Source organism: Sphingobium sp. RC1 (genome assembly GCF_059738765.1).
On the sequence record NZ_AP027306.1, the window covers coordinates 820,104 to 833,405 of the forward strand.

A 13,302-nucleotide genomic window follows, 5' to 3' on the forward strand; every position below is an offset into this window, starting at 1 on the left:
GCGTCCGGCGGGCTCTTTCATCTTCCCTTGGGGGATCGATGGGCTTGGGAGCCACTATCCAAGATAGGAAGCGGCTCCCTCCATTTCAAAGGTCAGTCGAGATCCTGCGTGGTGAAGTCCTCACCCTGGACGGCGCCCAGCGGATCGTCGCCGATGGCAGCTTCCGGACCTTGCGCCAGCTCGGCGGCATGCTCTTCAGCGGCCGTTTTGGGGGCGATCAGGTCAACCTGGCTCGAAGCCCGCAGAGCAGCCCGCATCGCGGCGTCACGCGACGAGGCGGCAACGCGCATGCGGTTCATGCCCGCGCCAGTACCCGCCGGGATCAGGCGGCCGACGATGACGTTTTCCTTCAGGCCAACCAGCGTGTCCTTCTTGCCCTGAACCGCCGCTTCCGTGAGGACGCGGGTGGTTTCCTGGAAGGAGGCCGCCGAGATGAACGAACGCGTCTGGAGCGAGGCCTTGGTGATACCAAGCAGCACCGGCTTGCCAGCGGCGGGCGCGAAGCCCGGCTGGAGCTTGGCGTTGATTTCGTCCATTTCCTCGCGGTCGATCTGCTCGCCCACCAGCAGGGTGGTGTCGCCGGACTCGATGATCTCGACCTTTTGCAGCATCTGACGAACGATCGTTTCGATGTGCTTGTCGTTGATCTTCACGCCCTGCAAGCGGTAGACTTCCTGGATTTCCGCGACCAGATATTCGGCCAGCGGCTCGATGCCGAGAACTTCCAGAATGTCGTGCGGATCGGGCGAACCGCCGATCAGGTTATCGCCGCGCTTCACGAAGTCGCCTTCCTGAACGTCGATCACCTTGCTCTTGGGGATCAGATATTCGACCGGCTCGCCGCCATCCTCGGGATTGATGGCGATCTTGCGCTTCGCCTTGTAATCCTTGAGGAACTGGACGCGCCCCGAGACCTTGGCAATGATCGCATTGTCCTTGGGCTTGCGGGCTTCGAACAGTTCGGCGACGCGCGGCAGACCGCCGGTGATGTCGCGGGTCTTCGCGGCTTCGCGGGAGACACGCGCCAGCACGTCACCGGCCTGCACCTGTGCACCGTCATCGACCGACAGGGTCGCACCCACCGCCAGCATGTAGCGGGCGGCTTCGCCCGACTGATCGTCGAGCAGGGTAAGGCGCGGACGCAGATCTTCCTTGGTACGGGCGGAACCGCGATGCTCGATGACGACGCGCTGGGCGATGCCGGTCGCTTCGTCGGTCTGCTCGGTCAGCGTCTTGTTGTCGATCAGGTCGACATATTTCACGATGCCCGGCTTTTCCGTGATCACCGGCATGGTGAACGGATCCCACTCGGCAAAGCGCTCACCCTTTTTCACGGTGTCGCCATCCGCGAACAGGATGGTGGCGCCGTAGGGCAGGCGATGCGTTTCGCGTTCGCGACCTTCGGAGTCGATGATCGCGATCTCGCCATTGCGGGCGAGCGACAGGCGACGACCGTTCTTGTCGGTGATGGTCGGCATGTCGCGCAGCTCGATCGTGCCGTCCGACAGGGCTTCCAGGTTCGACGTTTCGTTGAAGTTCGCCGCGCCGCCGATGTGGAAGGTACGCATGGTGAGCTGCGTGCCCGGTTCACCGATGGACTGCGCCGCGATGACGCCGACCGCTTCACCGATATTGACCGGCGTACCACGGGCGAGGTCACGGCCGTAGCATTTGCCGCACACGCCCATCCGGCTTTCGCAGATCAGCGGGCTGCGGATCTTCACGGCCTGGGTGCCGATAGCCTCGATCTGGGCGATCATGGGCTCGTCGAGCAGGGTGCCGATCGGGATGACGATGCTGCCATCCTTGCTATCGACAATGTCCTGCGCCGTAGTGCGGCCCAGGATGCGTTCACCCAGCGAAGCGATGACCGAGCCGCCCTGAACGATGGCCTTCATTTCCAACGCCTTTTCGGTGCCGCAATCTTCCTCGACGATGGTGCAGTCCTGCGACACATCGACCAGACGGCGGGTCAGGTAACCCGAGTTTGCCGTCTTGAGCGCGGTGTCGGCTAGACCCTTACGGGCGCCGTGGGTGGAGTTAAAGTATTCAAGGACGGTCAGGCCTTCCTTGAAGTTCGAGATGATCGGCGTCTCGATGATCTCGCCCGAAGGCTTGGCCATCAGGCCGCGCATACCGGCCAGCTGCTTCATCTGGGCCTGCGAACCACGGGCGCCGGAGTGCGCCATCATGTAGATCGAGTTGATCTGGGCCATGCGGCCGGTCTGCGGGTCCTTGGGCTGGGCGCGGATCTCGTCCATCATGGCGTTCGCCACCACGTCGCCGCAACGGCTCCAGGCGTCGATAACCTTGTTGTACTTTTCCTGCTGCGTGATCAGGCCGTCCTGATATTGCTGCTCATAGTCAGCGACCAGCGCCTTGGTTTCGGCGACGGTGCCTTCCTTCGAGTCCGGGATCACCATGTCGTCCTTGCCGAACGAGATGCCGGCCTGGAACGCGTGGCGGAAGCCCAGCGCCATGATGGCGTCGGCGAACAGCACCGTGTCCTTCTGGCCGGTGTGACGATAGACCTGATCGATGACGTCCCCGATTTCCTTCTTGGTGAGAAGGCGGTTGACGACGTCGAAGGGGACCTTGTGCGACTTGGGCAGACATTCGCCCAGCAGCATGCGGCCCGGCGTGGTCTCGAACCGCTTCATATACTGCTGACCGGCTTCGTCGGTCTGCGGCACACGGCTGATGATCTTCGAGTGCAGGGTCACAGCCTTGGCATAGAGAGCCTGGTGGACCTCCTGCATGTCGGCCAGCAGCATGCCTTCGCCTGGCTCGCCTTCGCGCTCCATCGACAGGTAATAGATACCCAATACCATGTCCTGCGAGGGAACGATGATCGGCTTGCCGTTCGCGGGCGAGAGGATGTTGTTGGTCGACATCATCAGCACGCGCGCTTCCAGCTGGGCTTCGAGGCTCAGCGGAACGTGGACGGCCATCTGGTCACCGTCGAAGTCGGCGTTGAAGGCGGAGCAGACGAGCGGGTGCAGCTGGATCGCCTTGCCTTCGATCAGCACGGGCTCGAACGCCTGGATGCCGAGGCGGTGAAGCGTCGGCGCGCGGTTCAACATGACCGGGTGCTCGCGGATCACCTCGTCCAGGATGTCCCAGACTTCCTTGCGCTCCTTCTCGACCCACTTCTTGGCCTGCTTCAGGGTCATGGACAGACCCTTGGCGTCGAGGCGGGCGTAGATGAAGGGCTTGAACAGTTCGAGCGCCATCTTCTTGGGCAGGCCGCACTGGTGCAGCTTGAGTTCCGGGCCGGTCACGATGACCGAACGGCCCGAATAATCGACGCGCTTGCCGAGCAGGTTCTGACGGAAGCGGCCCTGCTTGCCCTTGAGCATGTCGGACAGCGACTTGAGCGGACGCTTGTTGGCGCCGGTGATGACGCGGCCACGACGACCATTGTCGAACAGTGCGTCGACAGCTTCCTGCAACATGCGCTTTTCGTTGCGGACGATGATGTCCGGCGCGCGCAGTTCCATCAGCCGCTTCAGGCGGTTGTTACGGTTGATGACGCGACGATAGAGGTCGTTCAAGTCCGAAGTCGCGAAGCGGCCACCGTCCAGGGGCACCAGCGGGCGCAGTTCGGGCGGGATGACCGGAACGACATCCAGGATCATCCATTCGGGACGGTTGCCCGATTCCAGGAAGCTCTCGACGACCTTCAGCCGCTTGATGATCTTCTTGGGCTTCAGTTCCGACTTGGTGACGGCCAACTCGTCCAGCAGCGCCTGCTTCTCGCCCTCAAGGTCGAGGTCCATCAGCATCTGCTTGACCGCTTCCGCGCCGATCCCGGCGGAGAAGGCGTCCTCGCCATATTCGTCCTGCGCGTCGAGCAGTTCGTCTTCGTTCAGAAGCTGGAACTTCTCCAGCGGGGTCAGGCCCGGCTCGGTGACGATGTAGGATTCGAAGTACAGCACGCGCTCAAGCTGCTTGAGCTGCATGTCGAGCAGCAGGCCGATGCGCGAGGGCAGCGATTTCAGGAACCAGATGTGCGCAACCGGCGCGGCCAGTTCGATATGGCCCATCCGCTCGCGGCGGACCTTCGACACGGTAACTTCAACACCGCACTTTTCGCAGACGATGCCCTTATACTTCATGCGCTTATACTTACCGCACAGGCACTCATAGTCCTTGATCGGACCGAAGATGCGCGCGCAGAACAGGCCGTCACGTTCCGGCTTGAACGTGCGATAGTTGATGGTTTCCGGCTTCTTTATCTCGCCGAAGGACCAGCTGCGGATGCGCTCCGGCGAGGCGAGGCCGATCTGGATCTGGTCGAAGGTTTCGGCCTTCTGGACCGGGTTGGCGAAATTGGTCAGTTCGTTCATCTTTTTCATTCCCTCATGAGGGCAAATCTTTGGAGCGAAGGGGAGGGCGCCGCCGTCAGGCCGCGCCCCGCAAACCCTTTATTCCGCTGCCTGCGCGAAGCCGTCGTCGTCCTCGACCTCGTCCATCGCGGCGAGTTCGACGTTGAGGCCCAGCGAGCGCATTTCCTTGACCAGCACGTTGAAGCTCTCGGGGATCCCGGCCTCGAACGTGTCGTCGCCCTTGACGATCGCTTCGTAGACCTTGGTACGGCCGACCACGTCGTCCGACTTCACCGTCAGCATTTCCTGCAGCGTGTAGGCCGCGCCGTAGGCCTGGAGCGCCCACACCTCCATTTCACCGAAGCGCTGGCCGCCGAACTGCGCCTTACCGCCCAACGGCTGCTGGGTGACGAGGCTGTAGGGGCCGATGGAACGTGCGTGGATCTTGTCATCGACCAAGTGGTGCAGTTTCAGCATGTAGATGATGCCGACAGTCACCTTACGGTCGAAGCGGTCACCCGTGCGACCGTCGAACAGGTCCGACTGACCCGAGGAGTGCAGGCCGGCCAGCTCCAGCATCGCCGACACGTCGGCTTCGCGGGCACCGTCGAATACCGGGGTCGCCATCGGAATGCCGCGCTGCAGATGCTCGGCCAGATCGATGATCTGCTCGGCCGTGCGGCCTTCGATCTGATCGGCATATTGCGGGCCGTAGGATGCAAGCAGCCGCTCCTTGACCGCGTCGGGCATGGCGCCCGGCTGCGGGTTCGGATTGGCTTCACGCCAGTCTTCCAGCGCGTGCTTGAGCTGCTGGCCCAGGCCACGGGCAGCCCAGCCCAGATGCGTTTCGAAGATCTGCCCGACGTTCATGCGCGACGGCACGCCCAGCGGATTCAGCACGATATCGACATGGGTGCCATCCTCCAGGAACGGCATGTCTTCGATCGGCAGGATGCGCGAGATGACACCCTTGTTACCGTGACGGCCCGCCATCTTGTCGCCCGGCTGCAGCTTGCGCTTCACCGCGACGAAGACCTTGACCATCTTCAGCACGCCCGGGGGCAGCTCGTCACCGCGCTGCAGCTTGTCGACGCGATCCTCGAACTTTTCGACGATCAGCTTCACCGCTTCGTCATACTGCGCCTTGACGGCCTCGATGCCTGCCTGACGGGTGTCGTCCGCAACGGCGAACTTCCACCACTCATGACGCTCGACTTCGGCCAGCAGGGCCTCGTCGATCTCGACGCCCTTCTTGATGCCCTTCGGAGCAGCGGCAGCGGTCTGGCCGAGCAGCATTTCCTGAAGGCGGTTGAAGGTCGCACGGTTAAGGATGGCGCGTTCGTCTTCACGATCCTTGGCGAGGCGGTCGATTTCCTCCCGCTCGATCGCCATGGCGCGCTCGTCCTTGTCGATGCCGTGACGGTTGAAGACGCGGACTTCGACGACCGTACCGGCAACGCCCGGCGGCAGACGCAGCGAGGTGTCGCGCACGTCGCTCGCCTTTTCACCGAAGATTGCGCGGAGCAGCTTTTCTTCCGGGGTCATCGGCGATTCACCCTTGGGGGTGATCTTGCCGACCAGAATGTCGCCCGGCTCCACTTCGGCGCCGATGTACACGATGCCCGCCTCGTCGAGGTTGCGCAGCGCTTCTTCACCGACGTTCGGAATGTCGCGGGTGATGTCTTCCGGCCCCAGCTTGGTGTCGCGGGCCATGACCTCGAACTCCTCGATATGGATCGAGGTGAAGACGTCGTCCTTCACGATCCGCTCGGAGATCAGGATGGAGTCTTCGTAGTTGTAGCCGTTCCAGGGCATGAACGCGACGAGCGTGTTGCGGCCCAGCGCCAGCTCGCCGAACTCGGTCGATGGGCCGTCGGCAATCACGTCGCCGCCCTCGATCAGGTCGCCCACCTTCACCAGCGGGCGCTGGTTGATGCAGGTGTCCTGGTTCGAACGCTGGAACTTCTGGAGCGTGTAGATGTCGACGCCCGACTGGCCGGGCTCGATATCGCCGGTAGCGCGGATGACGATACGGGTCGCATCGACCTGATCGACAATGCCCGGACGCTTGGCGGCAATGGCCGCGCCGGAATCGCGGGCAACCGTGCCTTCCATGCCGGTGCCGACGAACGGCGCTTCGGCATTGACCAGCGGCACGGCCTGACGCTGCATGTTCGATCCCATGAGCGCGCGGTTGGCGTCATCGTTTTCCAGGAACGGAATGAGCGAGGCCGCGACCGACACCAGCTGCTTGGGGCTGACGTCCATCAGGGTGATGTGGTCCTTGGGCGCCATCAGGAATTCGCCCGCTTCACGCGCCGAGATCAGGTCTTCGGCCAGCGTACCGTCGGCGTTCAGCTCAGCGTTCGCCTGTGCGATCGTGTGCTTGGCTTCTTCCATTGCCGACAGATAGACGACCTCATTGGTCACCTTGGTGTCGATCACCTTGCGGTAGGGCGTCTCGATGAAGCCGTACTTGTTCACGCGGCTGAAGGTGGCGAGCGAGTTGATCAAACCGATGTTCGGGCCTTCCGGCGTTTCGATCGGGCAGATACGGCCATAATGGGTCGGGTGAACGTCGCGGACTTCGAAGCCTGCGCGTTCACGCGTCAGACCGCCCGGCCCGAGCGCTGACACGCGGCGCTTGTGGGTGACTTCCGACAGCGGATTGGTCTGGTCCATGAACTGCGACAGCTGTGAGGAGCCGAAGAATTCACGCACCGCAGCCACGGCGGGCTTCGCGTTGATGAGGTCGTTGGGCATGACCGTCGAGACATCGACGGACGACATGCGCTCCTTGACCGCACGCTCCATGCGAAGGAGGCCGACGCGATACTGGTTTTCCAGAAGTTCGCCCACCGAACGGACGCGGCGGTTGCCGAGATTGTCGATGTCGTCGATCTCGCCCTTGCCGTCCTTCAGGTTCACCAGTTCCTTGACGACGGCGAGGATGTCCTCGACGCGCAGGGTGGTGACCGTGTCCTCGGCATCGAGGTCGAGGCGCATGTTGAGCTTCACGCGGCCCACGGCCGAGAGGTCGTAGCGCTCCGGATCGAAGAACAGACCGGCGAACAGCGATTCCGCAGTTTCCTTCGTCGGCGGCTCGCCGGGGCGCATGACGCGATAGATGTCGGACAGGGCCTGGTCGCGCTCTTCGGCCTTGTCAGCCTTCAGCGTGTTGCGAATCCAGGGGCCGGTGGTGACATGGTCGATGTCGAGCAGTTCGAGACGGTCGATGCCCGCCTTGTCCAGCTTTTCGAGGTTTTCAGGGCTGACTTCGTCACCGGCCTCGATGTAGATTTCGCCGGTCTTTTCGTTGATGAGGTCGTAGGCGCTGTAGCGGCCATAGACTTCCTCGGTCGGGATCAGCAGGGTTTCAAGACCGTCCTTCTCCGCCTTGTTGGCGGCGCGCGGCGAAATCTTGTGACCGGCGGCGAACACGACTTCGCCCGACTTGGCATCGACGATGTCGAAAGCGGGCTTCTGGCCGCGCCATGCTTCGGCGAGATAGGGAATCTGCCAGCCGCCTTCGCCACGGACGAACACGACCTTGTTGTAGAAGAAGCCGAGCATGTCTTCGGCGGTCAGGCCGAGCGCATAGAGCAGTGCCGTCACCGGCAGCTTGCGCTTGCGGTCGATGCGGACATTGACGATGTCCTTGGCGTCGAATTCGAAGTCGAGCCACGAACCACGATAGGGAATGACGCGCGCGGCGAAGAGATATTTGCCCGATGAGTGGGTCTTGCCACGGTCATGGTCGAACAGAACGCCCGGCGAACGGTGCATCTGCGACACGATAACGCGCTCGGTGCCATTGACGATGAAGGTGCCGTTGCCCGTCATCAGGGGCATGTCGCCCATGTAGACGTCCTGCTCCTTGATATCGAGCACGGAGCGGGTTTCGGTGTCCTGATCGACTTCGAACACGATCAGGCGCAGCGTGACGCGCATCGGCGCTGCATAGGTGATGCCGCGCTGACGGCATTCCTCGACGTCGTATTTGGGCTCTTCCAGCTCGTAATGCACGAAGTCCATTTCGGCGGTGCCGGCGAAATCGCGGATCGGGAAGACCGAGCGCAAAGTCTTTTCGAGGCCCGACACATAGCCGATCGACGGGTCCGAACGCAGGAACTGCTCATAGCTCTCCCGCTGGACCTCGATCAGGTTCGGCATCTGCACCACTTCGTGGATGTCGCCGAATACCTTTCTGATGCGCTTCTTCGCGCCGGTATTGCTGATCGTGGGGAGAGCTTTGGTCGCCATTGCGTTTCCTGCCTGTAATTCGTCGCATTTTTTCGCATCGCAGCGAAATTCAGCCTGGCGAGACGGGTGAAAGGGATGATTCGCCCTTCTGCCGCCACGCAAAAAAGTGCGGGCCGGGACTGTCCGATCCGCACTGTCAGCACCTTGTGACCCACCAAATGCCGCCCAATCCCGCCGGTTTCGCGCGCTATTCGAAACCGGTCCCCGGGCGATCCAGGGGACGGTTCATGCTTGCTGGAAGGCTTGCAGGAACCGGATTTTCAAAACGCCATATAGAGACCGTGCGCGCCTTTGTGAAGGGTGCATTGTCTCAATAACGATCGTGATTTGATCGCTGCGGACGATCAGAACAATCGTGTCAGGCCATAGAAGCCTGCGCCGATCAGGGCGGCGGCGGGCAGCGTCACCACCCAGGCGATCACGATGCTGGAGGCGACGTTCCAACGGACAGCCGACAAGCGGCGGGAAGCGCCGACGCCGACGATCGCGCCGGTGATGGTGTGCGTGGTGGAAACCGGCACGCCCAGATGCGTCGCCAGGAATAGCGTCATTGCTCCGCCCGTTTCGGCGCAGAAGCCTTGAGCGGGAGTAAGGCGCGTAATCTTTGATCCCATCGTGTGGACGATCTTCCAGCCGCCGAGCAGCGTGCCGAGGCCCATCGCCGCCTGGCAGGAAATCACCACCCAGAAAGGAACGTGGAAGCCGCCCGTCAGCATGCCCTGCGAGTAGAGCAGCACCGCGATGATCCCCATCGTCTTCTGGGCATCATTGCCGCCATGACCGAGCGAATAGAGGGACGCCGATACGAGCTGGAGCTTGCGGAAGACCCGGTCCGCGCCCTGGGGCGTGAAGCGGCGGAATATCCAGCTGATGATCAGGACCAGCAGCAGCGCCAGGATGAGGCCGATGGCAGGGGACATGACGATGGCGGCGCTGGTCTTGAAGACGCCGCTCCATACGACAGCGCCGAGGCCTGCCTTGGCCGTGCCCGCGCCCAGCAGTCCGCCGATCAGCGCATGGCTGCTGGAGGAAGGGATGCCCAGGCCCCAGGTGATGAGGTTCCAGGCAATGGCCCCCATCAACGCGCCGAAGATCACCTGCGGGTCGATGATGCTGGCATCGACAATGCCCTTGCCCACCGTTTCGGCCACATGCAGGCCGAAGAAGAGGAAGGCGATGAAATTGAAGAAAGCCGCCCAGGCCACCGCATATTGCGGCTTCAACACGCGCGTCGATACGATCGTCGCGATCGAGTTGGCGGCATCATGCAGGCCGTTCAGGAAGTCGAAGGCGAGCGCGATGCCGACCAGAGCGACGAGCAGCGGAAAGGCGAGATGGGCTTCCATCAGATTGAGACTCGAATGGAGCTAAGGATCAGGCGTGGTCGATGACCAGCCCGGAGATTTCGTTGGCGACGTCCTCGAACCGGTCGGTCACCTTCTCCAGATGGGCGTAGATTTCGTTCCCGACGACGAAGTCCATGGGATTGCCTTGCCGTGCCTGATTATACAGCGCCTTAAGGCCCGCCTCATGCAATATATCGGCATGCCCCTCCAGCTTAACCAGCCGCTCGGTCAGCTCATGCAGCCGCACCGAATTGAGGTTTAGCGAACGCAGCAGCGGCATGGCTTCGGCCGTGATGCGGGCGCACTCCACGATAAGGGCGCTCATATCCTGCATCTGAGGCGCGAACTCCTTGACCTCAAACAGGGCGATTGCCTTGGCGGTCTGGTTCATCTGGTCGATCGCGTCGTCCATCACGCCGATCAGGCCGGTGATTGCGCTGCGGTCGAAGGGTGTCACGAAAATGCGGCGGACATCCTGCAGCACTTCGCGGATGATGTCGTCCGCTTCGTGTTCGCGCGCGGAGATTTCTTCGATATGCGCGTCCATGTCCGGGCCGCCCTTCAGCAGCTTGGCGAGCGCATCGGCCCCGGCGACGAGCGTCACCGCATGATCCTCAAACTGTTCGAAGAAGCGCCCCTGTTTGGGCATCAGCGCGTGAAACCACCGCAGCATTCCAGTCCTTTCGCTTTGCCATTCCTTGATCCGCAGCAGCGTTCGGATGAACCAGCCCGGATCGCGCGGCGGTTCGCGAAAGGCCGCGATAATCGTTTGAAGATCGGGTTCCTCGACCGCTTTCGCGGCCTCTGCGACCGGAAACCAGCGCAGCTCCCTCTGCCCCTGCTCGGGCCATTGCGACAACTGGCCGGTCACTGCAAGGGGGAAAACTTCAACCGTGGCTTCGCGTGTGTCGCCCTTGCGTCGGCGCTTGTCATATCGGTAGCGGCCCAAAGGAGCGGGGCAGGCGATGCCGTGAATGCCCGCTTCCTCATAGGCTTCGAGTTCGGCGGCGCGGTGGCCTGCCATCCCCTTGATGCGGTTGCCCTTCGGGATCACCCAACGGCGGGTTTCGCGTGAGGTGATCAGCAGGATGCGCATCGATCCATCAGGGTCGGCGGCATAGGGAAGGGCGGCGATCTGGCGCATTACCAGTCCGCCCCCTCAATCTTAGCCATAAAACGCCCCTCATCCATACGCGCCTTGTAACCAAACCGTCACATTGCGCAATGAACTAGGTTGGTCAGATGGATAGTCGAGCCGTCAGGCGGATATCCCGTCCGGCAAGCGGCGCATAATCCTTGAGGAAGCTGGCATGTCGCCGCGCCTCGACATCGAATATATTGTTCGCCGACAGGCTGATGGTGGTCCGGTCATTCCCTTTCAGCGGCTTGAAGGACAGCGATGCGTTGACGAGCGTGAAGCCGTCCGTGCGGGTTTCTGTCGCGGCGATCCTGTCCTGCGCAAAGCTATGTTCGACCTCGCCACGGAAGCTCAGCCGGTCGCCCTGCAATTCGATCCCTCCGAGCAGGCGGAGCGGGGGGATGCGTGGCGCAGGGCCTGAGCCGGTGATGGTTGCGCGGACATAGTCGGCGAGGCCATCCAGATTGACCTTGTATCCGCCGACTTCCCCGAGCTTTACCGATGCCTCTGCTTCAAAGCCGAGATAGCGCGCATTAGCCTGATTATATTGGAAGCAGGGGAAATCCAGCGGCTTTCCGCCATTCACCGCAATGCAGGCGCTGTCATCGACCAGCGCATCGTAGATGTAGCCGTTGAACCAATTGTGATAGGCCGACAGGGACATGGTGTAGCCGGGGCCTTCACCACGCAGCGTGGCTTCAACGCCCCAGCTTTTTTCCAGGTCGAAGTTTGGGTTGCCAAGCTCGCATGCTTGCGTCCCGGCGTGATTGCCGCGCGCGAACAGTTCTTCGGCCGATGGCGCGCGTTCGGTGTGGGCGAGGTTCAGGCCGACGCGCCAGCCGGGGCGGATTTCCTGGCTCGCGCCGATCGACCCGGAAAACGCGTCGAAGCTGCGCTGATAGGCGGGGTTGAACAACGTCGCATCCGCGTCCGCCCCTACCTTATTATGTTCATAGCGGCCGCCCAGTTCGATCCGGCTGCTGCCAAAGTCGAAGGATTGAAGCGTGAAGAAGCCGAGTTGCTCCGTCCGGTTGCGGGGCAGGAATTTCTCTTCGCCCTCCACATGGAAATTGCGGGCGAAGAATTGGGCGCCGACGGCCCCATCCCAGCCGCCGCGCTTGGCCTGCACCAGTTCCAGCCGCGATTCGATCGACTGGTTATAGAATGTGGTGCCGACCTCCCCGGATGGTTCGATCTCCTGATGCTGATAATCGGCGAAGCCCGCGCGAAGGCGGATGGAATCCAGGATGCCGCCATTGACCGGCAGTTCGGCGCGCATGTCGGCGCGGTCCTGCTTCATGTGGAGGCGGACCTGTTCGGCCTCTGATCCCGGCTCGACCGAATAGCGGACGGGGACGCCGTAGAGATTGTCCGTGTGGGCGATCGAGAACCCCAGGTTGCCGCCGTCGGTCACGAGCGCCGCCCCCCCAGCCACTTCCCAAGTGCGCGCGGCGCTGTTGGGAAGCTTGCCTCGCAGATCGGCGATGGGCGTGATGGCGGGGTCTCCGCTGGCTGCGGCCTGAGCGCGCAGGGCGGGGGTGAGGATGTAATTGCCGGTGTCGAGATCGCCGCTCTTCGAATAGCTGCCGTCGAAGTGGACGACGATCTTGTCCGTCAGTGGTGCTTCGATTTCGCCTGAGCCACTTCGTTCGTTGGCGGCGCTGCCATAAGTCGCGATGCCTTCGATGTGGACGGGCTCGTCGGGCATGCGGCGGGGGATGCGGCTGTCGATCACATTGACGACCCCGCCGATCGCCGATGAGCCGTAGAGCAGGGCAGCCGGGCCGCGCAGCACTTCGATGCGGTCGGCGGTCAGGGGATTGATTGCGACGGCGTGATCGACCGAGGTGTTGGATACGTCGAAGCTGCCGACGCCATCGGTGAGGATGCGCACTCGTTCGCCCTGAAGGCCGCGCAGGATCGGGCGGGAGGCGTTGGGGCCGAAGGAGGTGGCGGAGACGCCGGGTTGATGGGCGAGGGTTTCGCCGATGGTGGTCCGCAGGTCTCGTGTCAGCTCGGCACCGGAGAGAACCGAGGTGCCGGACAATATGTCACCCTGGCGGCGGGGGATAATGGCGGTGACGACGATGTTGGGCTGGTCATCATGATAGGTGCCGGGCTGGATTGATGACGATTGGGCGAGGCTGGGGGAGGCGAGACAGATTGCGGTGAGGGCGCAGCTGGCGCGGAGGAGCGGCAAGGGGGAATTCATGAAGGAAACCCTTAA

The 13,302-nt window shown here is 62.5% G+C and carries 5 protein-coding genes; all 5 read right to left on the bottom strand.

Translation table 11 applies throughout. The features are described from left to right. Positions 1–92 precede the first annotated feature (92 nt). The 5 genes from rpoC to AC6JBC_RS04030 all read right to left on the bottom strand — a co-directional run bounded on the left by rpoC (position 93) and on the right by AC6JBC_RS04030 (position 13,287). Positions 93–4,349, bottom strand: coding sequence for a DNA-directed RNA polymerase subunit beta' (gene rpoC / locus AC6JBC_RS04010; protein WP_498025520.1), 4,257 nt, complete (start codon positions 4,347–4,349; stop codon positions 93–95). 78 nt (positions 4,350–4,427) lie between these two features. Continuing rightward, positions 4,428–8,591, bottom strand: a complete 4,164-nt coding sequence (rpoB, locus tag AC6JBC_RS04015; protein WP_464787304.1) for a DNA-directed RNA polymerase subunit beta — start codon at positions 8,589–8,591, stop codon at positions 4,428–4,430. Between the two features lie 344 nt (positions 8,592–8,935). After that, positions 8,936–9,937 (bottom strand): inorganic phosphate transporter, encoded by a 1,002-nt coding sequence (locus AC6JBC_RS04020; RefSeq protein WP_449473903.1) that lies wholly within the window; start codon positions 9,935–9,937, stop codon positions 8,936–8,938. Between the two features lie 28 nt (positions 9,938–9,965). Further along, a complete protein-coding gene (locus AC6JBC_RS04025) occupies positions 9,966–11,081 on the bottom strand; it encodes a DUF47 family protein (protein WP_449473902.1) in 1,116 nt (371 codons plus the stop codon). 94 nt (positions 11,082–11,175) lie between these two features. Next, the gene (locus AC6JBC_RS04030; RefSeq protein WP_498025523.1) at positions 11,176–13,287 is read right to left on the bottom strand and encodes a TonB-dependent receptor; all 2,112 of its coding nucleotides are present in this window, start codon (positions 13,285–13,287) and stop codon (positions 11,176–11,178) included. Positions 13,288–13,302: the final 15 nt, after the last annotated feature.